Annotated in this window: 18 protein-coding genes and 2 pseudogenes; 7 read left to right on the top strand and 13 right to left on the bottom strand. The window is 68.9% G+C overall.

Annotation, left to right across the window (positions count from 1 at the left end; all coding sequences use genetic code 11):
* Positions 1 to 122: 122 nt before the first annotated feature.
* From ilvN to AB0B82_RS12255, 8 genes and pseudogenes are all read right to left on the bottom strand, one after another.
* Positions 123 to 626, bottom strand: a pseudogene (gene ilvN / locus AB0B82_RS12290) (acetolactate synthase small subunit); the annotation flags it as partial.
* A 1-nt stretch (position 627) separates the two neighbouring features.
* On the bottom strand, positions 628 to 2,379 hold the full coding sequence (locus AB0B82_RS12285) for an acetolactate synthase large subunit (protein ID WP_360165734.1): 1,752 nt from the start codon (positions 2,377 to 2,379) through the stop codon (positions 628 to 630).
* A 751-nt stretch (positions 2,380 to 3,130) separates the two neighbouring features.
* Positions 3,131 to 4,078: an LLM class F420-dependent oxidoreductase gene (locus AB0B82_RS12280; RefSeq protein ID WP_360165731.1), complete on the bottom strand. Its 948-nt coding sequence runs from the start codon at positions 4,076 to 4,078 to the stop codon at positions 3,131 to 3,133.
* Entirely contained in the window at positions 4,078 to 4,821 is a 744-nt protein-coding gene (locus AB0B82_RS12275) for an SDR family oxidoreductase (protein ID WP_360165728.1), read from the bottom strand. The genes AB0B82_RS12280 and AB0B82_RS12275 overlap by 1 nt, the downstream gene beginning before the upstream one ends.
* An 11-nt stretch (positions 4,822 to 4,832) precedes the next feature.
* A complete protein-coding gene (locus AB0B82_RS12270) occupies positions 4,833 to 5,486 on the bottom strand; it encodes a histidine phosphatase family protein (RefSeq protein WP_360165725.1) in 654 nt (217 codons plus the stop codon).
* Complete coding sequence (locus AB0B82_RS12265; RefSeq protein ID WP_360165722.1) at positions 5,487 to 6,545, bottom strand: phosphotransferase family protein; 1,059 nt, start codon at positions 6,543 to 6,545, stop codon at positions 5,487 to 5,489.
* A gap of 55 nt (positions 6,546 to 6,600) precedes the next feature.
* A complete protein-coding gene (locus tag AB0B82_RS12260) occupies positions 6,601 to 7,404 on the bottom strand; it encodes an SDR family oxidoreductase (protein ID WP_360165719.1) in 804 nt (267 codons plus the stop codon).
* Complete coding sequence (locus AB0B82_RS12255; RefSeq protein ID WP_360165716.1) at positions 7,401 to 8,642, bottom strand: acyl-CoA dehydrogenase family protein; 1,242 nt, start codon at positions 8,640 to 8,642, stop codon at positions 7,401 to 7,403. The genes AB0B82_RS12260 and AB0B82_RS12255 overlap by 4 nt, the downstream gene beginning before the upstream one ends.
* A gap of 56 nt (positions 8,643 to 8,698) precedes the next feature.
* On the opposite strand from AB0B82_RS12255, the gene AB0B82_RS12250 reads away from it, so the two are divergent.
* Positions 8,699 to 9,286, top strand: a complete 588-nt coding sequence (locus AB0B82_RS12250; RefSeq protein ID WP_360165713.1) for a TetR/AcrR family transcriptional regulator — start codon at positions 8,699 to 8,701, stop codon at positions 9,284 to 9,286.
* Between the two features lie 49 nt (positions 9,287 to 9,335).
* The gene (locus tag AB0B82_RS12245; protein ID WP_360165710.1) at positions 9,336 to 9,527 is read left to right on the top strand and encodes a hypothetical protein; all 192 of its coding nucleotides are present in this window, start codon (positions 9,336 to 9,338) and stop codon (positions 9,525 to 9,527) included.
* Here the strand turns inward: AB0B82_RS12245 and AB0B82_RS12240 are convergent.
* Positions 9,519 to 10,973 carry a M81 family metallopeptidase gene (locus AB0B82_RS12240; protein ID WP_360165707.1) on the bottom strand — a complete coding sequence of 485 codons (1,455 nt, stop codon included), beginning with the start codon at positions 10,971 to 10,973 and terminating at the stop codon, positions 9,519 to 9,521. The two genes, AB0B82_RS12245 and AB0B82_RS12240, sit on opposite strands and share 9 nt — an antisense overlap.
* A 44-nt stretch (positions 10,974 to 11,017) precedes the next feature.
* Positions 11,018 to 12,031, bottom strand: coding sequence for a LacI family DNA-binding transcriptional regulator (locus tag AB0B82_RS12235; protein WP_360165704.1), 1,014 nt, complete (start codon positions 12,029 to 12,031; stop codon positions 11,018 to 11,020).
* Positions 12,032 to 12,143: 112 nt separating this feature from the next.
* Between AB0B82_RS12235 and AB0B82_RS12230 the strand changes: the two are divergent.
* Positions 12,144 to 14,003: pseudogene (locus AB0B82_RS12230) on the top strand (glycoside hydrolase family 30 beta sandwich domain-containing protein); the annotation flags it as partial.
* A gap of 93 nt (positions 14,004 to 14,096) precedes the next feature.
* On the opposite strand, the gene AB0B82_RS12225 reads toward AB0B82_RS12230, so the two are convergent.
* Positions 14,097 to 15,422, bottom strand: a complete 1,326-nt coding sequence (locus AB0B82_RS12225; protein WP_360165701.1) for an amidase — start codon at positions 15,420 to 15,422, stop codon at positions 14,097 to 14,099.
* Between the two features lie 33 nt (positions 15,423 to 15,455).
* On the opposite strand from AB0B82_RS12225, the gene AB0B82_RS12220 reads away from it, so the two are divergent.
* A complete protein-coding gene (locus tag AB0B82_RS12220) occupies positions 15,456 to 15,905 on the top strand; it encodes a GNAT family N-acetyltransferase (protein WP_360165698.1) in 450 nt (149 codons plus the stop codon).
* A gap of 57 nt (positions 15,906 to 15,962) precedes the next feature.
* On the opposite strand, the gene AB0B82_RS12215 is transcribed toward AB0B82_RS12220, so the two are convergent.
* Positions 15,963 to 16,574, bottom strand: coding sequence for a hypothetical protein (locus AB0B82_RS12215; protein WP_360165695.1), 612 nt, complete (start codon positions 16,572 to 16,574; stop codon positions 15,963 to 15,965).
* 641 nt (positions 16,575 to 17,215) lie between these two features.
* On the opposite strand from AB0B82_RS12215, the gene AB0B82_RS12210 reads away from it, so the two are divergent.
* Complete coding sequence (locus AB0B82_RS12210) at positions 17,216 to 17,989, top strand: aminotransferase class IV (RefSeq protein WP_360165692.1); 774 nt, start codon at positions 17,216 to 17,218, stop codon at positions 17,987 to 17,989.
* A 407-nt stretch (positions 17,990 to 18,396) separates the two neighbouring features.
* Here AB0B82_RS12210 and AB0B82_RS12205 read toward each other — a convergent pair whose 3' ends face one another.
* On the bottom strand, positions 18,397 to 19,818 hold the full coding sequence (locus AB0B82_RS12205; protein ID WP_360165775.1) for a CCA tRNA nucleotidyltransferase: 1,422 nt from the start codon (positions 19,816 to 19,818) through the stop codon (positions 18,397 to 18,399).
* A gap of 129 nt (positions 19,819 to 19,947) precedes the next feature.
* On the opposite strand from AB0B82_RS12205, the gene AB0B82_RS12200 reads away from it, so the two are divergent.
* Entirely contained in the window at positions 19,948 to 22,203 is a 2,256-nt protein-coding gene (locus AB0B82_RS12200; protein ID WP_360165689.1) for a hypothetical protein, read from the top strand.
* Positions 22,196 to 23,842, top strand: a complete 1,647-nt coding sequence (murJ, locus tag AB0B82_RS12195) for a murein biosynthesis integral membrane protein MurJ (RefSeq protein WP_360165687.1) — start codon at positions 22,196 to 22,198, stop codon at positions 23,840 to 23,842. The genes AB0B82_RS12200 and murJ overlap by 8 nt, the downstream gene beginning before the upstream one ends.
* The last annotated feature ends 43 nt before the right edge of the window (positions 23,843 to 23,885 follow it).

Here is a 23,885-nt window from a genome sequence, read left to right as displayed (position 1 = left end):
TGATTCGGTACGGCGGCGGAACGGCCCGGCGGCGGCGCCGGTACCGGGTGCGGACGCTCGGCGGGTCGCGCCTGGACGTTCGGCGGTCCGGACTGCACGTGCGGCGGCGGTACCGGGACCGGACGCAGCGTGCGGTCGGAGATGGAGCGACCGCCGCGGCCGATCGCCACCATGCCGGACTGCACCAGCTCGCGGACGCCGAAGGGTTCCAGCACCCGGAGCATGGCCTCGAGCTTCTCGGGGTTACCGGTCGCCTCGATCGTGATCGCGTCCGGTGCCACGTCCACCACCTTGGCACGGAACAGCTGGACGGTCTCCAGGACCTGTCCGCGGGTCAGGGTGTCCGCCTTGACCTTGACCAGCAGCAGCTCGCGCTGCACGGTCTGGCTCGGCTCGAGCTCGACGATCTTGATCACGTTCACGAGCTTGTTGAGTTGCTTGGTGATCTGCTCCAGCGGCTGGTCGTCGACGCTCACCGCGATCGTCATCCGGGACACCTCGGGGTGCTCGGTCGGACCGACCGCGAGCGAGTCGATGTTGAAGCCCCGGCGGGAGATCAGCGCGGCCACCCGGGCCAGCACGCCGTGCTTGTTCTCGACCAGGATGCTCAAAGTGTGTTTCGACATGTCAGAGCTCCTCGCTGTCCCAGGACGGGGCCATGTCACGGGCGATCTGGATCTCGTCGTTGCTGACGCCGGCGGCGACCATCGGCCACACCATCGCGTCGCGGTGCACGACGAAGTCCACGACGACCGGCGCGTCGGTGACCGCCATCGCCTTTTCGATGGTGGCGTCGACGGAGTCCTTGTCCGCGCAGCGCAGCCCGACACCGCCCATCGCCTCGGCCAGCTTGGCGAAGTCCGGGATCCGGGCCGAGTGCAGGTCGGTGTTGGAGTACCGCTGGTCGTAGAACAGCGTCTGCCACTGCCGGACCATGCCCAGCGACTGGTTGTTGATCACGGCAACCTTGATCGGGATACCTTCCAGCGCACAGGTGACGAGCTCCTGGTTGGTCATCTGGAAACAGCCGTCGCCGTCGATCGCCCACACCGTCCGGTCCGGGCGCGCGACCTTGGCGCCCATCGCGGCGGGGACGGCGTACCCCATGGTGCCGAGGCCGCCGGAGTTCAGCCAGTGGCCCGGCTTCTCGAACGGCAGGAAGTGCGCCGACCACATCTGGTGCTGCCCGACCCCCGCGGTGTACACGGTGTCCGGGCCGGCGATCTTGCCGATCCGCTCGATCACGTACTGCGGCGACAGCGAGCCGTCCTCCGGCTCGTCGTAGCCCAGCGGGTACCGCGAACGAACCGCCTCCAGCTGGTTGCGCCAGGTGTCGTACGACGGGGTGCGCCCGGAGTTGGTGATCTCGGTCCGAAGGGCCGCGATGAGGTCGGTGATGACCTCCTTGCAGTCGCCCACGATCGGGACGTCCGCGGCGCGGTTCTTGCCGATCTCGGCCGGGTCGATGTCGGCGTGGATAACCTTCGCCTCAGGCGCGAACGAATCGAGCCGGCCGGTCACCCGGTCGTCGAAGCGGGCACCGAGCGCGATCAGCAGGTCGGACCGCTGCAGCGCACCGACCGCGGACACCGAGCCGTGCATGCCGGGCATCCCGAAGTGCAGCTCGTGGGTGTCCGGCAGCGCGCCGCGGGCCATCAGCGTGGTGACGACCGGGATGCCGAGCAGCTCGGCGAGTTCCTTCAGTTCGGCGCTGGCCTGGGCGCGGATCACGCCGCCGCCGACGTACAGCACCGGCTTCTCGGCCGCGGCGATCAGACGGGCCGCCTCACGCACCTGCTTCGGGTGCGGGCGGGTCACCGGCCGGTACCCGGGCAGCGACAGCTCGGTCGGCCACTGGAAGTCGACGCCCTTGGTCTGCATCGCGTCCTTGGTCACGTCGACCAGCACCGGACCGGGCCGGCCGGTCGACGCGATGTGGAAGGCCTCGGCGATCGTGGTGGCGATCTCGTTCGGGTCGTTGACCAGGAAGTTGTGCTTGGTGATCGGCATCGTGATGCCGCGGATGTCGGCCTCCTGGAAGGCGTCGGTCCCGATCGCGGCGCTGGCGACCTGGCCGGTGATCGCGACCATCGGCACCGAGTCCATGTAGGCGTCCGCGATCGGAGTCACCAGGTTCGTGGCGCCCGGGCCGGAGGTGGCCATACAGACACCGACCTTGCCCGACGCCGCCGCGTACCCCTGGGCGGCGTGGCCGGCGCCCTGCTCGTGACGTACCAGGATGTGGCGGATCTGGGTCGAGTCGAGCATCGGGTCGTACGCCGGGAGGATCGCGCCACCCGGGATGCCGAAGACGGTGTCCACTCCGGCATGTTCCAGTGCGCGGATCAGAGCCTGTGCCCCGGTCAGCTGCTCACTCATGAGTGCCTTCCCTCAGTCAGTCACGATGTTCGCTTTTCGCGACCGATCCATCCTCGCCTGTGGCCGTTTCCGCCGCACTACTGGGTCGCAGATAGTCGCATTGGCAACAAAAAACCCCTTCCGCCGGGTTGGCTGAAGGGGCGCGCTCGACTCGGGGTCGCGTCAGTCGGCGCGCCGCACAAGTACGAGGAGAATCGATCGCATGTAGGCATTATTCGCCGACAACTGGCGACCGGGTCAAGTTCGCCCCGCTCGCATCCCATCATCTGAGACGCCCGTCTTACGTTGTAGCGCGCGCCAACAGCGCTGCTAGGAGGATTTTCCGCACGACAGTGGAGGATTCTGCCCCGCCATACGACGAAAACCCTCCACAGTTCCACGGCTACACCCGTCGAACTCACCACGGCCTCATCACCACGGCCACTCATCGCAACAGCCTCATCCCCCAGCCACGCTCCCGAGCCCAGTGGCGTGGTGGTGCGGTGTGGTCGTTGGGCTTCCGGGTTTCCGGGTTTCCGCCGCGCGGTGGGTTCACCCACCGTGTTGTGGGTTCCGCACCGTTCACACGGGTCAGGAACCCACAACACCGTGGGTGAACCCACCGCGCGGGGACAAGCGCGGCCGTCCAGCGCGGGCGCCGACTCGGCCACCGGGCACGCACCCTCGGTCACCCGGGCACGGACCCACGCACGGATCGGGCGCACCAGCCGGCCTGACATCGCTGAGCAACTCTCCTCGCAGAGTTACGTCCTCAGGTACGGGCGAGGGACCGGGCGGTGTCGAGGAGGTTGGTGCCGGTGGGGAGGGTGGCGATGATCGGGGTGTCCAGGCCGTTGTCGACATAGCGATTGATGCGGGTGCGGCACTCCTCGGGTGTGCCGTGGACGACCAGGTCGTCGACCAGCTCGACCGGGATCGCGGCCATCGCGGCGTTGCGGTCGCCCGCGGCCCAGGCGTCGCGCATCGGCTTCATGATGTCGCCGCGGCCGAGCCAGTCGTGGAAGGCGGCGTACCCGGGCACGGTCAGGTACGTCGCGATCAGGAAACGGCCGATGTTGCGCGCCATCTCGGCGTCCTCGGTGACGCAGACGAAGATCCGTGCGGCGAGTTCCTTGTCCGGGCCGAGTTCGGCGCGCACCCGGCGGACGTCGTCCGCGGACAGCCAGTTCGTGATCGCGCCGTCGGCCTCGCGCGCGGCCAGCCGGAGCATCTGCGGGCGCAACGCGGCGAGCATGATCGCGGGCGGTACGTCGGGCGCCTTCTCCAATCGGAACCGCCGGATCGTGAAGCTGGCGAACTCGCCGTCGACACGCTCGCCCGCGAACGCCTGCCGCAGGAACCGCAGCACATCCCGCGTCCGCGCCAGCGGCGGATCGTACGGAATCCCGTTCCACCCGGTCACGATGGTTTCCGACGAGGCCCCGATCCCGAGCACGAACCGTCCCGGTGCGAGATCGGCCAGCGTCGCCGCGCTCATCGCCAGCGCCGCGGGCCCGCGCGTGTGCACGGGTACGACGGCTGTCCCCAGCCGCAACGACGCATCCCACTCGGACGCGAGCACGAGCGGAGTGAATGCGTCGGCGCCGGCCACCTCCGCCGACCACAGATCGGTGTACCCGAGCGCGGACAGCTCCGCGATCAGCGCCCGATGCTCCCGCAGCGGTACGCCGGTCAGCGGGACGGTCAGACCCCAGCGCATCAGATCAGCCGCCTCAGGACGGCGAGCGGCGCGAACCGCATCACCTGACCCAACGGCACCCACGGCCACGACGGTACGTACGCCTTCGCCTTCTCGGCCTCGATCGCGGCCACCATCGCCCGGACACCGGTCTCGGTGTCGACCATGAACGGCGTGTTCGCGACCCGCTCGTTCATTTCCGAACGGATGTAGCCGGGGTAGATCGTGCTGACCTTGATCGGCGTCCGGAGCAGTTCCATCCGCACCCCTTCGGCGAGTGACGCCAGCCCGGCCTTTGTCGCGGCGTACGTCGTCACGGTCTTCGGCAGGCCGCGCAGCCCGGAGATCGAGGAGATGAACACGAGATGTCCGGCGTTGCGGGCCCGGAAGAGTTCGAGCGCGGCCTCGGCCTGCGCGAGCGCGCCGACGAAGTTCGTCAGCGCGGTCTCGCGGTTCGCGTCGAAGCGTCCGGTGCCGAGCGGTGCGCCCTTGCCGAGACCGGCGTTCACCACGATCCGATCGAGCGGAAGCTCGGCGTCGATCGCCCGGAACACCGTGAACACCTGCTCGTGATCCGTCACATCCAGCCTGTGGACAACCACCCGGAGCTGTGGATAGCGCTCGATCAGTTCGGTCCGCAACGCCTCCAGCCGGTCGGTTCGCCGGGCCGTCAGCGCGAGATCGTGCCCCTTCGCCGCGAATTGCCGTGCCATCTCCGCACCGAGGCCGGAGCTGGCGCCGGTGATCAGGATGTTCCGTCGCATCGGAAGTGTCCCTATCTGTAGGTGAGCAGGTCCGCACCGAGGTGGACATGCTCGTTGTAGCTCACCACAGTCAGCCCGCTGCGCCCGGACACGACCTTGGTGATCGCGGTATTGATCGTCACCGGGTTCAGCTTCGCCCACAGGTCGTCGCCACCCGTAAGCAGCCGGCTGACCACGGCCGCGATCGGCCCGCCGGAGGTGAAGACGAGCGCCGCCTCACCCTTGCCGAGTCGATCGGCGGTACGCCGTACCGCCTCCTCGGACCGCTCGCAGAACGCGTGGAACGTCTCGGTGTAGCCGTCGCCGCCGTCGATCCAGCGCTGGGTCGCCGCGGTGAACATCTCCTGGAAGGCGCGCTTCGGATGACCGGTCCGCGTCAGATCGGCCACCATCACCGCGTGCCGCCGGTACGCCGGTTTGTACCTGACGATCACCTCCTGGTGATCGAACTCGTCGAAGCCACGATCCACCTCGGGCGGGAAGCCCGCGAGCGCGGCGGTCTGCTGGTGCCGCCGCATCGATCCGGACACCACCAACGCCGGCTTCACCTCGGCGAACGTTTCCTTGAGCCGCGTGGCCTGCCGCTCGCCCAGCGCCGACAACCGGTCGTAGTCGCGCGCGCCGAAGGACGCCTGCGCATGCCGGATCAGATAGAGGGTGGGCACTCACGCCTGCCGGATGATCCTGCGGCAGCGCCGCTCGAGCAGATTGACCGGCAACCAGAAGTTCTTGAACCGCGGGTTGCGGGTCTGCTTGTGGTGGTAGCGGTAGTAGATCTGCTGCGCGATCACGGCCAGCCGGAACAACCCGAAAACCTCGTAGAACGCCCAGTTGTCCACAGCCCGCCCCGACTGCTTCGCGTAGTAGTCGACGATCTCGGCGCGCGTCGGCATACCCGGTAGGTCGGACGGTTGCAGCCGGAACCGACGGAACGCCCAGTCGTCGTCGGCCTGCACCCAGTACGCCAGCGCGCTGCCGAGATCCATCAACGGATCGCCGAGCGTCGCCAGCTCCCAGTCCAGTACGCCGACCACGCGCAGCGGATCGTCGGGCGCGAGGACGACGTTGTCGAGCCGGAAGTCGTTGTGGACAACGCACGTACCGACATCTGCCGGTTGATGTGCGGCCAGCCACGCCATCACCCGCTCGTAGCTCGGCACGTTCCAGGTCTTGGCCTTGCGGTACCGCTCGGACCAGCCGTTGACCTGACGTTCGACGTAACCCGCGCCGCGGCCGAGATCGCCGAGCCCGGCGGCGACCGGATCGACGGCGTGCAACTCGGTGAGCGCGTCGATCAACGTGAAGCCGAGCTGCCGGGTCTGCTCGGCGGTCAGGTCCACGCCCAGGTGGTGATGCCCGGGGATGGTCCCGACGACCCGCTCCATCACGTAGAACTCGGACCCGATCACGTCCTTGTCGTTGCAGTGAGCAACCATCTCCGGGACGTACCGGAAGACCGGCTTCAGGCTCTGCTGGATCCGGAACTCGCGGCCCATGTCATGCGCACTCTTCGCCTTGGTGCCCGCGGGCGGCCGGCGCAGGATCAGGTCGTGGCCCGGATACCGCAGTAAATAGGTGAGATTCGAGGCACCGCCGGAGAACTGCTTCACCTCCGGCAGCCCCGCCGGTACGTCGGTCTGCTGCCGCAGCCAGGCGTCGACGGCGGCAACGTCGAACGCGTCCTCGTCCCGGACCCGCCGAGCACCCTGCGGGACCTCGGTCATCGCTCGCCGACCATCGCGCGTCCGGTCATCGTGCGTACGGCCATCGTGCGTGCTGTCATCCGGCGTCCGGCGTCCGTGCCTCGCCCGCGCGTTGGTGGGCGCGCGCAGCGATCCGGCGCATCTGCCGGTCGTACAGCGGGCGGGCGAACCGTTTACTCAGCCAGGCGAGCCGCGCCGGCCGGTCCGGAACGATCAGGAACCGGCGCTTCCGGACGCCGTCGATCACCACCGCCGCGATGTCGTCCGCGGACCGCGGCGACTTCTCGATCAGCTGCCGCGCGGTCGCACCCATCGCACTGTCCGCGCCGCGGATCGAGTCCGCGAGATTGGTCCGGAAGAACGACGGACAAACCACCGACACGCTCACGCCGTACGGGTGCAGCTCGTGCGAGAGCGTCTCGGACAGCGCGACGACACCGGCCTTGACCGTGTTGTACGAGCTCATCATCGGGGGATGCACCAGACCGGCCGCCGACGCGGTGTTGACGATCTGCCCGGAGCGCTGCCGTTTGAACAGCGGCACGAACGCGCGACAGCCCCGCACGACACCCATCAGGTTGATGTCGACGACCCGATCCCATTCGTCCAGCGTCTCGACGTCGATCCGTCCGCCGGTCGCGATCCCCGCGTTGTTCACCAGGAGGTCCAAACCACCCCAGTGCTCCTCGCACCACGCCACCGCCGCGTCCCAGTCCTCCGGACTACGTACGTCGAGCTTGAGGTACGCCGTACCGCCGGGGGCGCCGGTGGACAAATCTGTGGACACGTCGGTGGCGAGCACCTGATGCCCCGCAGCGACGTACCGGGCGACCAGCGCCGCGCCGAGACCACTCGCGGCCCCGGTGACGAGGACCCTCACTTCGCCTCCTGGGCTGCCGAGAGATACGACGCGAGCTCGATCCTCGCGATCACCCCACGATGCACCTCGTCCGGGCCGTCGGCCAGGCGCAACACGCGAGCGCTCGTCCACGCCGCCGCGAGCGGGAAGTCCTCGGACAATCCACCGCCGCCGTGCAGCTGAATCGCCATGTCGACAACATCCTGCGCCATCCGTGGGACCGCGACCTTGATCTGGCTCACCTCGCTCAGCGCACCGGCGAGCCCTTGAGTGTCCAGCAGGTACGCCGTCTGCAGCACGAGTAACCGCGCCTGGTTGATCGCGATCCTTGCGTCGGCGATCCGCTCGCGGTTGCCGCCGAGATTGACGAGCGGCTTGCCGAACGCGGTCCGGCTGGTGCCGCGGCGCAGTGCGAGCTCGAGCGCCTTCTCGGCCAGCCCGACCAGTCGCATGCAGTGGTGCACGCGGCCCGGTCCGAGGCGGCCCTGCGCGATCCCGAACGCCTTGCCCGGTCCGGCCAGGATGTTCGCGGCCGGTACGCGGACCTCGGCGAACGACACCTCGCCGTGCCCGTGCGGCTCGTCGTACCTGTTCATCGCCGGCAGCAGCCGCTCGACCTTCACGCCCGGGGTGTCCCGCGGGACGAGGACCATCGTGTGCCGTTCGTACCGGTGCGCGTCCGGGTCGGTGAGCCCCATGAAGATCAGCAGCTCGCAGTCCGGATGGCCGACGCCGGTGCTCCACCACTTGCGCCCGTTCAGCACCACCTCGTCGCCGTCCAGAATCGCGGTGGCCTGCATGTTGGTCGCGTCCGAGGACGCGACGTCCGGCTCGGTCATGCAGAACGCGGACCGGATCGTGCCGTCCAGCAACGGTTCCAGCCACTGCTTCCGCTGCTCGTCGGTGCCGTAGCGGAGCAGCACCTCCATGTTCCCGGTGTCGGGTGCGTTGCAGTTGAAGACGTACGGCGCAATGAACGAGCGACCGGTCAGCTCCGCGATCGGAGCGTAGTCCAGGTTGCTCAGGCCCTCGCCGTACTGCTCGCTGCCGGGCTCGGCGGGCGGCAGGAAGAGGTTCCACAGACCGGCGGCACGCGCCTTGGTCTGCAGTTCCGCGATCAGCGGCTGCGGCTGCCATGGGTCGTCGGCGGAGCGGATCGCCGTGTGCAGCTCTGCCTCGACCGGCTCGATCTCGTCGCGCAGGAAGGCTTCCACGCGGGTGATCAGCTCGCGAGCCCGGGCCGAAGGTTCGAACCCCATCAAGACTCCTCTCCCTCGCCTTGACCGTAGCGGGAGGCTAAGCAATGCTCAATACCATGGATCACCGGCTGTCAGCGGACGACCGCAAGAAGCAATTGGTCAAGATCGGCTTGATGATGCTCCGGGACAAACCGATCCATGAGTTGTCGATCGACGCGATCGCCGCCGAGGCCGGGATCTCCCGCGGGCTGCTGTTCCACTACTTCCCGAGCAAGCGCGACTACTACGTCGCCGTCATCTCCGCGGCCGGTCGCCGGCTGCTCCGGGTCACCAAGCCGGCCGACTCACTACCTCCCGAGGCGCAACTGCGCGAGATGGTCACCCAGTTCGTGGCGTTCATCGCGCGCCGCCGGACGGCGTACATCTCGTTCGTCCGCGGCGCCGCCGGCGGGGACGATTACGCCGTCGAGGTCTACGACAAGACCCGCGCCGGCCTGACCGCCCGCGTTCTCACCTACCTCGGCAACCCCGAGCTCGCCGACGAACCCACCTCCCCGGACTACCTCCGCGTGCACGCCTGGCTCTCCTACACCGAGGATCTGGCCATCGAGTGGTCCGCCCTCCCCGACAAACACCGCCCCTATCCCCTCGACCACCTGGTCACCCACGCCCTGGACGCCCTAGACCTCCTCCGCAAGCTCTGAGCCGCCCGGCCTCCCGGGCGTTTGCGTCCGCCTGACCTAACATCTGCGTGTGGGCGACCCGGCAATGCGCCCGAACCACGCGCTCGACGCGCTGACTCCGGCCCTTCCCTGGGTGTGGTTTCTGCCTGCGAAGGACCAGGCTGCATTCGTGCGTGAGCTCGTCGACATCAACTCGCCGATGCCTGTCGCCGAGCTGCATCGCCTGCAGTTGCCGGGTGGCGGGAGCGCGGAATCAGGGTAGGAGCTCGGGCTTGAGCTCCGGGTCGGGCATGTCGGGGTCGAAGGGATAGAGGGGGCGGAGGACTCCGTGGTGGCCGAGGCGGAGGAGGTCCTGGTCCACGCCGCCGGGGGTGAGGGCGAGGAGCCAGTCGGCGGCGAGGGTGTAGAGCTCGGGTTCCAGGTAGCCGATCTTGACGATGACCAGATCGGTGGCCGCCGGGTCGAGGCCGAGCAACGTGAAGTCGGCGAGGTGGTGGTACGGCTTGCGGCGACTCGTCAGGATCGAGTGCAGTCCGCCGACCTGCACGACCGCGGTCGTGCCGCCGACCGGATCCTCGGCGATCGAGAACACGGTGCCGGAGAGCGCGACCGGACCGGCCGGACCGGAGTCGACCTTGCCGCCGGCGTGTACCTCGACCTGGTTGCCGACGCCCGCTGCGACACAGGCGGCGACCGCCTCGGCGTCGTGGATGCTGGCGTGGATTGCGGTCGCCTTGCCCGCGGTCAGTTCCTCGACGGCGAGCAGTTGCCCGAGCGTCCAGGACGTGTCCCCGGCGCCGCCCGCGGTCGGGTTGTCACCGGAGTCGCTGATCAGGAACGGACGCGCGCTCGACGCGAGCCCCGCCTCGACGCATTCGGCCAGCGTGCCGGTCGGAGCGACGAACTCGAACCCGTCCCGCGCGTCCCAGTACGCCTGCGCCAACTCCTCCGCCCGCGCGGTGATCAGGTCGGTGTCGTCACCGGTGACCACCACGGCGGCCCGGCACCGCGGCTCGTCGGCCCACGCGTACCCGACCCAGACGGCAGCGTCGAGTACGCCGGGTTCGTCGGCGATCTCGCCCACGCGCCGGTAGATCGACTTGGCCGGCTCGAGCCGCGTCGACGTCTTCTCACCGGGCAGCAGCACCGGCACCTGGACCCACGCCTTGGCCGGCTTGCCCTGGCCGGACCGCACCCGCTCGACGAGGTTCCGGAGCGCGCGCTCGCGGCTCTCCATCGCGTCCTCGTGCGGCGCCATCCGGTAGCAGGTGATCAGATCGACCGCGGTACCGAGCTCGCGGGACACGTTGCCGTGCAGGTCCATCGACGCCGAGACGAGCACGTCCGGGCCGAGCACCGCACGGATCCGGGTGGCCAGGTCGGCCTCGGCGTCCTGCCGCCCGACCACACTCATCGCGCCGTGGATGTCGAAGAAGAACCCGTCCAGCTCGCCCGCACCTTCGACGCGGGTGATGATCTCGGCCGACAGTTCGTCGTACACCTCCGGCAGCACCGCGCCGCCGGGCAGCGACCGCGCGTGCAGCAGCGGCACCCAGTCGATGCCCTGCGCCCAGTCCTTGCCGAGGAAGTCGTACCGCTCCAGGATGCGGTCCCCTCGTCGTACGTCGAAGTCGTCCAGGCCGGCCCGGTGGGGTGAGAACGTGCTGGACTCGATGGCGATCCCGGCGATGCCGATCCGAAGGTTCATGTCTAAAACCTGCCACAACCGAGCCGTTTCGCGCATCGGCTATCTCACAACTTCGGACCGGTGCTCCCCCGTACGATGAGCTCCGTCGCCAGTTCCACGTGCAGCGCTTCGAGGGCGTGGCGGTCGAGCAACCGGACCAGCAGGCTGACGGCCATCCTCCCCATCTCCTGTAGCGGCTGCCGCACGGTCGTGAGCTGCGGACTGGTCGCTCGGGCCAGGTCGAGGTCGTCGAAGCCCGCGATTGAGATGTCCCGCGGAACGTCCAGCCCGCGCTCGGCAGCGGCTTGCAGCGCGCCGATCGCGGCCTTGTCGTTGAACGCTACGAAGGCGGTCGGGCGATCGGCGAGGTCGAGCAGTTCGCCGGCGGCACGGTAACCGTGCTGCGTGGTTGGTTGTTCGTGACGGACGAGCGACGGGTCGGGCAGGATTCCGACGTCCGCGAGCGCCGCCGAGTGACCGCTCAACCGCGCGTCCGCGGCCAGCCATTCGCGCGGACCGGCGATCACCCCGATCCGCGTGTGGCCGAGTCCGGTCAGGTACGACGTGAGCTGCCGCGCGCCGGAATGATGCGCCGCGGAGACGGACGGGATGTCGCGCGGCAGCGTCGTCCGCGGATCAACGACGACGAACGGGAAGCGCCGCGAACTCAACCGCACGAGCTCGTCACTCGGCTCCGGCGGAAGGATCAGGATCGCGCCGCCGAGCGAGCTCTGCGCGGGCAGCTGACCGAGTATGCGGTCGTGCTGCGCGGCCTCGCCGGCGTTGAGGACGACGTGGCGGCCGTGCCGCTCCAGCGCCTCGGCGATCGACGACACGATCAGCCCGAAGTAGTCGGTGAGCACGTACGGGCAGCGCACGTAGACAGCGCCGTCGACCGGTTTCGCCGTACCGCCGCGGGGTGCGGGCGCGCGCAGGCCCAGGTCCTCGATCGCCTGCTCGACGAGCTGCCGGGTCTCCGCTGCGACCCGGCCCGACTGGTTGAGCACTCGGGACACTGTCGCGATCGACACCCCGGTCGCGGCGGCGACGTCGCGCACGGTCGCTCTAGTTCGCGGCACTTGTTACATCCCCTTGTTTCACGCTCAGCACTCTAGCCGCACGCTCCCAGACCTTGACAGCCCTTGGTAGCGAGCGTTCCCTGAGGCTGTTTGTTTCATCCCGAGGAGTGCGATGAGAACACCTGCCCTCGGCGTCGCCCTGGCTCTCGCCGCGACGTCCCTCACCGGGTCCGCCCAGGCCCATCGCCCAACCACCCAGGTCCAGGTCTGGGTCACCACCCCCGACCGGGCTGAGCTGCTGCACCAGCGCTCGCCGGTCTCGTTCCGCGACGGCGCGAGCGACCGCACCACGATCACCGTCGACCCGCGCACGACGTACCAAACGGTCGACGGTTTCGGCGCCTCGATCACCGACTCGTCCGCCGCCGTGCTCTACCGCCTCGACCCGAGTGAGCGCGAGCAGACGATGCGCTCGCTGTTCCACCCGCAGCAGGGCATCGGCGTCAGCTTTCTGCGCCAGCCGGTCGGATCGTCCGACTTCACGGCTGCGACCTCGCACTACACCTACGACGACGTACCAGCCGGGCAAACCGACTTTCCGTTGCGGAACTTCAGCATCGCGCACGACGAGCAGCAGGTGCTCCCGCTGCTGCGCCGCGCCAAGCAACTCAACCCGGCGCTCAAGGTGATGGCGACGCCGTGGAGCCCACCGGCGTGGATGAAGACCGGTGACTCGCTCGTCGGCGGCCGACTCAAGGACGACCCGAAGGTGTACGACGCCTACGCGCGCTATCTGGTGAAGTTCGTGCAGGCGTACACGCGGGCCGGCGTACCGATCGACTACCTCTCGATCCAGAACGAGCCGCAGAACCGCAAGCCGAGCGCGTACCCGGGCACCGACCTGCCAGTGCGTCAGGCGGTCGCCGTGATCAACGCCCTCGGGCCGCTGCTGCAGAAGGCCAGCCCACGCACGAAGATCCTCGGCTACGACCACAACTGGACGACACATCCCGGCGACATCGAGTCCACGCCGCCCGGTGCGGACCCGGAGACCGACTACCCGTACCAACTGCTGCGATCGTCGGCGTCCCGGTGGATCGCGGGAACGGCGTACCACTGCTACTCCGGTGAGCCGTCGCAGCAGACCGCCCTGCACAAGGCATTCCCGGCGAAGGGGATCTGGTTCACCGAGTGCTCCGGTTCGCACGGGCCGGACGACACCCCGCCGCAGATCTTCCGCGGCACGCTCACCTGGCACGCGCGCACGCTGATGACCGGTACGACCCGCAACTGGGCGAAGTCGATCGTCAACTGGAACATCGCCCTCGACTCGACCGGCGGACCGCACCTCGGTGGCTGCGACACCTGCACCGGTCTGGTGACGCTGCAGCCGGACGGTTCGGTGTCGCGCGACGCGGAGTACTTCACGATCGGCCACCTGTCGAAATTCGTGCAGCCGGGCGCGGTACGGATCGGGAGTACGTCGTACGGCACGACCGGATGGAACGGGCAGCTGATGTCCGTTGCCTTCCGCAACCCGGACCGGAGTACCGCCCTGCTGGTGCACAACGAGAACGACGAACCGCGGACGTTTGCGGTCGCGCTCGGCGGCAAGTCCTTCGAGTACGAGCTGCCGGGTGGGTCGATCGCGACCTTCACCTGGGGTCGTACGGCGACTGATACGCCGCAGGAGCTGACGCCGCAGAGCGCTTCGGCGAGTGTCACCGGTGCCGATGCGGGTCTGCTGATCGACGCGGACGGGTCGACCGTGTGGCAGAGCAAGGAAGCACAGGCTCCGGGCCAGTGGGTTTCCGTCGACCTCGGTCGATCGCAGGTCGTCCGGCAGGTGGCGTTGGACAGCGGTGCGAACCTTGGTGATGGCGCGCGTGGATACTCGGTTGCTGTTAGCAACGATGGCGCCGGATGGAAGACCGTTGCCCAGGGCTCGTCGCGTGGCCAGCTGACGACCGTCGAGGTGCGGCCGACGCGGGCGCGGTACGTGCGGGTGACGCAGACCGGCAGCGCCGGCAACTGGTGGAGCCTGGCGGACCTGCGGATCTACCGCCGAGCGCCTGTTGGGGCGACCGTTGAGTGCCTGCGGGCTACCGCTGAGCGCCTGCGAGGGCTATCGCTGGGCCTCGATCCAGCACGCGACCGCGGCGGCCCGCTCGTTGCTTGCAGCAATGACCTGAAGTCCGACCGGAAGGCCGTCAGCCGGGATCGGCAGGCTGACGGCCGCGTGCCGGGTGAGATTCGCGAGGCGGGTGGCGGTCAGCAGTTGCCGGCGAACCTCCAGCCCGCCGCCCGCCGTGTCCGCCGCGTCGATCGGCGGCGCCGTGGTGAGGACGGTCGGCGTGAGTACGGCGTCGACGTGCTGGAAGACCGCATCCAGTTCGGCAGTGATGCGGGTGGCCTCTTCCTTGGCCCGTTCGTAGTCGGCCGGCTGCACCTGGGCTGCTTCCCGCAGACGCTGCTGGACGTCGGGTTGGTAGCGATCGTGGGCACGGCCTCGGTGGTTGGCCACCGCTTCGGGGCCCTGCAGGTGGGCCGCGGTGGTGAAGCTGTGCGACCAGTCCGGGAGCTGTACCTCCACGGGGTTGAAGCGCTTCATCGCAGCTGACCAAGCACTGCTGACCTCGGGCGTGAGGTTGAGGTACTCCGGGTTCGTGACGACGCCGAGACGCGGTGCCGCTGCCGACGGTGCGACGGCTTGTGCAGCTGTGGTGCCGGCGAGGGCGTTGAGTGCGTACGCCGCGTCGGCCGCGGTGCGCGTGAGGACGCCGACATGGTCGAGGCTCTGCGACAGCGGGAAAACACGGTCGGTCGGCAGCGTGCCGTACGACGGTTTGAACCCGACGATCCCGCACAGCGCGGCCGGGATCCGCACCGAGCCCGCGGTGTCGGTACCGATCGCCAACGGCACCACGCCGGCCGCCACCGCGGCCGCCGACCCCGAACTGGATCCGCCGGTCATCCGCGACGGGTCGTGCGGGTTGCGGCACGGTCCGACGCGGTTCGACGTACCGGTGCAGCCGTACGCGAATTCGTGCGTGTGACTCAGCCCGATGATGATCGCCCCGGCCGCGCGCAATCGGCGTACGACGTCGGCATCCTGTTGACCGGGCTCGTCGAGCGATGCGGACCCACAGCGGTACGGCAGGCCCTCGACCTCGACGATCTCCTTCACCAGCACCGGGACGCCGGCCAGCGCCCCGGTCCGGTCGTGCGCGGCGGCTGCTGCCCGCGCGCCGTCGGCGTCGAGGTACACGATCGCATTCAGGTCCGCCGTGGCCGCGGCCTGCTCCAACGCTTCCTCGACCAGTTGCACCGGGTCCAACGCGCCACGTCGTACCCCGGTGGCGATCTGTTCCAACGTTCTCACTCGCACATCAGACCACGGAGAGGAATCTGAAACAGCACCGTCATGCCGTGTTGCTAGCGTCCACGACATGGGTGACCGCAGGGGTGTCTGAAGGGGGATCGGATGGTGATCGAAGGAGTGGAGCTGCGGCCGGCGCCGCCGACCGACGCCGACGTACTGGCCCTGACCACCGCGCAACAGACCGAACTGGCGGCGATGTACGGCGCAGACCAGCCGCTCGTCGCGCTGCATCCCGACATCGCGTTCACCGTCCTGACGCTGGACAGTACGGCGGTCGGCTGCGTCGGACTGCAACCTGTCGGACCCGGTCTCGGTGAGATCAAGCGGATGTACGTCGTACCCTCCGCGCGCGGCTGGGGCCTGTCGCGCATCCTGCTCGAGGCGGTCGAAACGCAGGCCCGCGAGCGTGGATTGACTCGCCTCCGCCTGGAGACCGGTACCAAGCAGGTCGAGGCGATCGCGCTCTACACGCACCACGGTTTCCACCCGACGCCGCCGTACCCGCCGTTCGAGAACGAGGCCGTCTCGCTGTGCTACGCCAAGGACCTTTAGTGTCCTGAGCCGGAAGTGCGGCGAGAGACTTCGGCGGTCAAGTGCGACTCAGGACACTCAGAGGTGCAGCACCAGATCGTCGCCCTCGCGGCGAAACCCGAGATTCTTCAGGTACGGCGTGGAGTCGCGCATCCGCGGTGACGCGAGCACCTGGCGGAACCCGCGATCGGTGAAGACGTCGCTGCGCCGGTAAACGAACTCGCCCGGTGTGAAGTCGCGGTACTTCGGAACCGCGTAGTCGAGGTCGATCTGCGCCTGCCCGTCGCCGGCGTCGTGGGCGAGGACCACGCCGACAGTGCGATCACCGTGCTGCACCAGGAACGCGTACTGGCTGGTGCCCGCCGTGAACCCGGGGTTGAACCGAGTGATCTCGTCCTGGTGCCGCTGCAGGATGTACTCGAGGTACTCGTCCGACTGGTCCACCTGAAGCACTTGGTATTCCTTCTCGTCGTGCCGATGCCGGAGCAGTCGCCACAGATGCACCACGTTGATGACCGCGAGTACGGCGTTCATCCCGACCATCGGCCAGACCCCGATCACAGCGTTGAACGCGACCAGGATCACGCAGCCGACCAGGTTCAGGACCCGCAACCGCAGGATCCGCGTCTGCAGCAACGACAACACGACCAGCGCAGATCCGCCCCACCCGATGATGCTCCACACGTCCACACCGCGAGACTAAACCCGAAGGCGACGTCCGCTCGCCGGACGACGCACGCCGACCCACGACCGCAACGTCCGACCGCAACTCCGACCGCGGCGGCCGACCGCAACGTCTGAGCGCAATGTCCGAGCGCAACGTCTGAGCGCAACGTCCGAGCGCAACGTCCGAGCGCAACGTCTGAGCGCGGCGGCCGGAACCGCTCGCGATTTCGGCCGACCGACGGCTGACCGGACCCCGCCGTCCTGTGGCCACCTGTCGGGGGTGTGAACAGGTTCCGGTGCGTGGGGACCGGTTATTTCCTGTCCGAACCCTCCGAAAGGTGTCGCAACCCCGGGAATCGGCAGCTCACTTCGGGCACGCGACGACCTACGAGCGGACGTTGTGCGTCAGGCGCGGTCACGCACCCCGGGCCCCACGCGACCCCAGACCCCACGGTCTGACGCCCCGGCTGAGCGTCACTCGACAAGGCCGCGCGGGTGTGGGTGGGGACCCGGTGCGTGGGGTGCGTGCGCCGGAAGTTGTTGTCGGTGATGAAGGTGTTGTGGGGTGCGTACGTGGGGTGCGCGGGCCTGGGGTGCGCGGGCCTGGGGTGCGCGGGTGAGTGTGGTGTGGGGGTTGCGGGGTGGAGCGCTTACTCTCGGGTGCTGTGGATGAGTTCGTGTTGCTGGACGGTGAGCGTGTACCGGCGGTCGACGCGATGTTGCTGCGGGCAACCGCGTACGGGCATTTCACGTCGATGCAGGTGCGGGGCGGGATGGTCGACGGGTTGGACCTGCATTTCGAGCGGTTGGACTGCAGTACGCGGGAGGTGTTCGGTGCGGCATTGCCCGCGGACCGGGTCCGTGGGGAGCTCCGCACGGCGCTCGATCAGGCCGAGACGGGTGACGTGTCGATTCGCGTCAACGTGTTCGCCACCGACGGAATCCACCTGCTGACCCGCGTCGGTCCGCCTGTCGAGCCAGGCAGCCGGCCGGTCCGCCTGCTCGCGGTCGAGCATCAGCGCACCGTCCCGCACCTGAAGCACACCGGCAGCTTCGACCTCGTCTACTACGCGCGGCAGGCCCAACGGTCTGGCTATGACGACGCCGTCTTCCACGCCGCGGCCGGCGAGATCTCCGAAGCCTCCATCTGGAACATCTGCTTTGCCCGCGGCACCGAGATCGTCTTCCCCGCCGCACCTGTCCTCGCCGGGATCCGCCGGCAACTCCTCCAACGCGGCCTCGCCGACTACACCACCGCCCCCGTCCGGCTGACTGAACTCGACAGCTACGACGCCGCCTACCTCACCAACTCCATCGACCCGGCGCTCCCAGTGGCCGCCGTCACCACGCCCAGCGGCACCACGACGTACAGCCCCCACCCCACCTCAGTCCAGGCCCTCACCAAGGCCCACGCCGCCACCCCGCCCCAGCCCATCTGACCGGCGGCCGACAGCACCGCCGACCAGAGCACCGCCGACCGCTGACCAGATCACCGCTGACGAGATCACCGCCGGCTGATCCGCGGCACGGCATACGAGCGGATAACCCCGCGAATTGGGGGTTCTTCGTCGCTATACCAGCAGAGAACCCCCAACTGGCGCGGATATCCGCTCGTATGAGGTCGGCCGCGCCGGTCGGCGTGCGGGTCTGAAGACGGGGGCTTGAACAGGTTGTGGTGGGTGTGGACTGGTTATTACTTGTCCAAGGTCCCGGGATGGGGTGCACAGTCCCCGGCGGGTGTCCACAATCCCAGCCGGGTGTCCACAATCCCAGCCGGGTGTCCCCGGTCCCCGGCGGGTGTGCAAGGGCCCGGGCGGCGTGTCGGGTGGGGCATGCCTCGGTAGGGTCAGCTGCGGTTCGACCACCAGGTGAGGAGTTCCTCGCGGGCTCGGTCTTCGCCCAGGGGGCCTTGGTCGAGGCGGAGGTCCATGAGGAACTTGTAGGCCTCGCCGACCTCGCGGCCCGGTGGGATGTCGAGGATCTCCATGATCTGGTTGCCGTCGAGGTCGGGGCGGAGGGCGTCGAGTTCCTCCTGCGCCTGGAGGCGCGCGATGCGGTCCTCGAGGTCGTCGTACGCCGCCCGCAGTGCCTCGGCCTTGCGGCGGTTGCGGGTGGTGCAGTCGGCGCGGGTGAGGATGTGCAGACGTTCGAGCTGGTCGCCGGCGTCGCGGACGTAGCGGCGTACGGCGGAGTCCGTCCACTCGCCCTCGCCGTACCCGTGGAAGCGCAGGTGCAGCTCGATCAGCTTGCTGACCTGGTCGATCTGCTCGTTGCTGAACCGCAGCGCCTTCATCCGCTTCCGGGCGAGCTTTGCGCCGACCACGTCGTGGTGATGGAACGTCACCTTCCGGTCACCCTCGAAGCGCAGGGTTTTCGGTTTTCCGATGTCGTGGATCAGCGACGCGAACCGGACCACGAAATCGGGCGTCGGAACAGACAGACGCGGTTCGAGGTCGATCGCCTGCTCGAGAACGGTGAGTGAATGTTCGTACACATCCTTGTGCCGACGGTGCTCGTCCTTCATTGCGCGCAGGGCGGGCAGCTCGGGCAGAACGTGGTCGGCCAGGCCGGTCGACACCAGCAGGTCGAGGCCGATTCGCGGGTGGTCGGAGCAGATCAGCTTCTCCAGTTCGTCGCGGACCCGCTCCGCGGACACGATCGTGATCCGGTCGGCCATCGCGGTCATCGCGGTCACCACCGCCGGGTCCGGCCGGAAGTTCAGCTGCGCGGCGAACCGGGCCGCGCGCATCATCCGCAGCGGGTCGTCGGAGAACGAGTCCTCCGGCGTCCCGGGGGTCCGGATCCGCTGGTGCGCGATGTCCTCGAGACCGCCGTACGGGTCGACGAACTGCCGCGACGGCAGCCGGACCGCCATCGCGTTCATCGCGAAGTCCCGGCGGGCCAGATCGCCCTCGAGCGAGTCGCCGTACGCGACCTCCGGCTTGCGCGAGGTGGGATCGTAGGTCTCCGACCTGTACGTCGTGATTTCCAGCACCCAGTCGTCCTTGCGACAACCGATCGTCCCGAAGGCCTTGCCGATGTCCCACACGTGGTCCGCCCAGCCGGACACCAGCCGCTCGATCACGTCGGGGTGGGCTGACGTGGTGAAGTCCAGGTCCTTGCTCCCCCGGCCGAGGAGAATGTCCCGGACCGGACCGCCGACCAGCGCGATCTCGTGGCCGGCGGCGCTGAACCGGGACCCCAGTTCGTCGACGACCGGAGCGAGTCGCAGCAAGGCCTGGACGGCGCGCTGCTGCACCGCGGACAACGATCCGGCTGAGGCTGACTGGTCGGCAAAGGGTGACACGGGGAACTAGGTTACGGTGACGGCGTGTTCAGACGGCGACTGAGGCTCTCTGCGGTGGCGGGAGCCGCCCTTGTGGTTGCTGCTTCGGCAGTGACCACGAGCGCTCCGTCACCAGCCGCACCGGCGGACGAGCCTGCCGTTCAGGTCACGATCGACTCGTTCGGGCCGGTCGCGCCGAAGCCCGGCCAGCAGGTCGTGATCAAGGGTCGCGTGACGAACACGAGTGCGGTCACGTTCGACGCTCCGCAGGCGCTGGCCTGTATCGACCGGACCCGGCTGGCGAGTACGGAGGCGCTGGACGCGATCTCCGCCGAGCAGAACATCCCGATGAACGATCGGGACAGCTGCAGCAACCTGACCAACGACGAGCAGACCTTCCAGCCCTTCGACGAGCCGCTGGCGCCGAAGCAGACGGTCGCGTTCACGCTGACCGTGCCGTGGAAGGAGTGGCGGATCGGCGACGACACCGGGGTGTACGTCGTCGGTGTCGCGTTCCGCGGCCGGCCGCAGGACGGCGACCGAGTCATGGCCGGTCGCGCGCGCACGCTGATGCCGGTGATCGGCAAGCAGCCGTTCACCCGCCAGGTCAACACCGCCCTCGCCATCCCGCTGCGGCACCGCCCGACTCAGCTCGGCGGCAAGAACTTCGCCGACGATTCGCTCGCCCAGGCCCTGGCCCCGACGGGATCACTCGGCCGGCTGCTCGCGCTCGGCGAGAAGCACCAGGTCACCTGGCTGGCCGACCCCGCGATGCTGGAGGAGATCCGGCAACTCTCGAAGGGCTATGTGGTCGCCGGTACGAACGGGCAGACCACGCCCGGCACCGGACAGGCCGTCGCCACCGCGTGGTTGCGAGAGTTCGACGCCGGCCGCGCCCGCGGCAACCAGGTCGTCCTGCTGCCGTACGCCGACCCGGACGTGGCCGGCCTCCTGGACGCCGGTGGCCCGCTGAAGAAACTGGTCGAGCAGGCGCGGACGCGGACCGAACAGGTCGGCGGCGAGCTCGCTCCCGGGTTCACCAACGGGCTGTGGCTCGACGGCGGGGCGGCCGCCAGCCGCTACCTGGGCACCGCCTCGGGAGGCTTCGCCGGCGCGACCCCGGAGGACCTGAACCTGGTCAGCGGCTCGTCGTGGTCCGCCGCGACCCGCCCGGTGCTGACGAGCACCCCGGTGTACGACGTACTCACGCCGGGCAGCCCGGATCGCAAGGTTCGCGCGGTCATCGCGAATCCCTCGCTGACCACCGGCGGCCCGGACCTCGAGACCGCCGACAGCCCGCTCCAGGTCCGGCAACGGTTCGCCGCCGTCACCGCACTGATCGCGGCCGCCGGCAAGGGCACTGCTTCCGTGGTGGCTGCGCCGCCGCGCGACTGGGACGCGGACGGCCGCGCGACCGCCGCGCTCGCGGGCAGCCTCTCGCTGCCGTGGATCAAGCCCACCGACGTCGCCTCGGTGGTCGCCGCCAACCCGCGGCCGCTGCCCGTCCAGGCACCGGCCGCGCCGAAGCTGAACGGTGTCCTCGGCGCCGACCAGCTCGACGCCGTACGGGAGCTGGAGCACGCGACCAGCACGCTGCAGGAACTGCTCGACGACGCAAACGACCTGCCCGAGGTGATGCGGCAGGCGCTGCTGCGGTCAACCTCGTCGGCCTGGGCCGACTTCCCGGAGGAAGCCCGGCAGTTCACCGCGATCGAACTCGGCTCCGCCAACCAGCAGCTCGGCAAGGTGCACCTGGTCAACTCGAGCGTGGACCGCGGGCTGCGCCGGGAGATCAAGGTCAACCTGGCCGGGAGCAACGGCACGTTCCCGCTGACGATCACCAACGAGACGGACTGGTCGGTGCGGGTCGGCATCGTGGTCACGCCGGTCAACCGGTCCGACCTGAAGATCAGGACGCCGCAGACCGTCCTCCTCTCGCCCGGGCAGAAGTGGACGCCGCGGATCACCGCGAGCGCCGAGCAGAACGGCCTGATCCGCGCGACGGCCCAGGTGACGACGGCCGCGGGCACGCCGGTCGGCCAGTCCCAGGAGCTGCTGATCCAGGCCAGTCAGTTCGGAAGTGTCGGCTGGATCCTGGTCGGCGCCGCCTGCGCCTTGTTGTTCGGTACGTCGTTCGTCCGCATCTACCGCCGCGTCCGCACCGAGCGCCGCAACACCGCCGCCGCGACGGCCGGCGCAAGCAATGCGGCCGCTGAGGAAGCAGCTGAGTCCGGGACGGCTGCGGACCCCGAGGGTGCCGCGGAGACCGACACCCCTGATCCCGCCCACGACCGCCGCGAGGCGAACGGCGTACCCGAAGCATCGGGTCCGTCCCTGAAAGAAGGAGTCGGTTCGAAGGATGGCTGACCGCACCCTGCGCTCCGCGGCGGTGATGGCAGCCGGGACGGTGCTGTCCCGCCTGCTCGGATTCATCCGGATCGCCCTGCTCGCGGCCGCCATCGGTACCGCGCTGCGCGGCGACATCTTCACCGCCGCGAACACCATCCCGAACAGCCTCTACATCCTGCTGGCCGGCGGCGTGTTCAACACCGTACTGGTGCCGCAGCTGGTGCGCGCGATCAAGAACCACGACGACGGCGGCCAGGACTTCACCAACCGGCTGCTCACGTTCGGCTTCGTCGTCCTTGCCGTGGTCACCGTCGGCTGCGTGCTGCTCGCACCGGCGATCGCCGAGCTGTACCTGCCGAAGGAGCTGCACGATCCGTCGCGGGTGACCGAGAAGGCGAACATGGTGATGTTCGTCCGGCTGTGTCTGCCGCAGATCTTCTTCTACGGCGCGTTCGTCCTGGTCGGCCAGGTGCTGAACGCGCGGCGCCGGTTCGGCCCGATGATGTGGGCGCCGATCGCGAACAACATCGTCGCCTGCGCGTCGATCGTGATCTTCCTGCTGGTCTACCGGGTCGGCGACAACCCCCCGACGTTCAGCCACGGCGAGGAACTGCTGCTCGGCCTCGGGCACACGCTCGGGATCGCCGTCCAGTTGCTGGTGCTGCTGCCGTACCTGCGCGCGAGCGGGCACCGGTACCGCCCGAAGTTCGGACTCCGTGGGACCGGCCTGGGCCACACGGCCCGGCTCGGCATCTGGACAGTGCTTTTCGTCGCGGTGAACCAGGTGACGCTGGTCGTCGTCACCCAGCTCGCCATCGCCGGTAGCGCCTCGGAGGATCCCGGCGCGAAGGCCGGTCTGTTCGCGTACAGCACCGCGATGCTGATCATCCTGGTACCGCACGGCATCGTCACGGTCTCGCTCGCGACGGCGGCGCTGCCGCAGATGTCCGCGCTGGCGGCCGACGGCGACACCGCCGAGGTGGCACAGATCTCCGCCCGGTCGATCCGGCAGACGCTCGCGATCGTGGTCCCGGCGGCGGCCGCGATGATCGCGTTCGCGTATCCGATCGTGACGATCATCGCCGGGTACGGCTCGGGCCGGAACAACCTGCAGCTGATGGCGTACACGTTGATGACGCTCGCGCTCGGGCTGGTGCCGTTCACCGTGCAGTACTTCCAGCTGCGGACGTTCTACGCCTTCGAGGACACGCGGACACCGTTCTTCCTGCAGTGCGTGATCGCGGCGACCAACATCGCGGCCGCGGTGATCGGCGTCCGGGTACTGCTCGATCAGGCACATCTGCGGTTCAGCGGTGTGGTGCTCGGCGCCGCGTACTCCCTCGCGTACCTGGTCGCCGTACTGATCTCCCGCCCGGTGCTGCGCCGCCGGGTGCCGCGAGTACCGGGTGCGGGGATCGGGCTGCCGTTGCTCGCGATGGTGATCGCCGCGGTGCTCGGCGCCGCCGCCGGACGCGCGATGCTCTGGGTGCTGAGTCTGGCGATCGACTGGCCGGGCCCGCTCGGCGCGGTCCTCGAACTGGTCGCCGCGGCCATCGTGATGCTCCCGGTGTACGCCGGTGTGGCCCGGGTACTCCGTATTCACGAAGTCAACGACGTGGTGTCCATGGTCACATCGAAGTTGCCGATCCGCCGCTGATCCGGTCCGCTTGTGCATTAGTGCACCACCTGCGCGGTCAGCG

Source organism: Kribbella sp. NPDC048915, assembly GCF_040649595.1.
Classification (GTDB): Bacteria; Actinomycetota; Actinomycetes; order Propionibacteriales; family Kribbellaceae; genus Kribbella.
The sequence above is the reverse complement of the archived record's forward strand: the minus strand, read 5'-3'. Positions and strand labels throughout refer to the sequence as shown.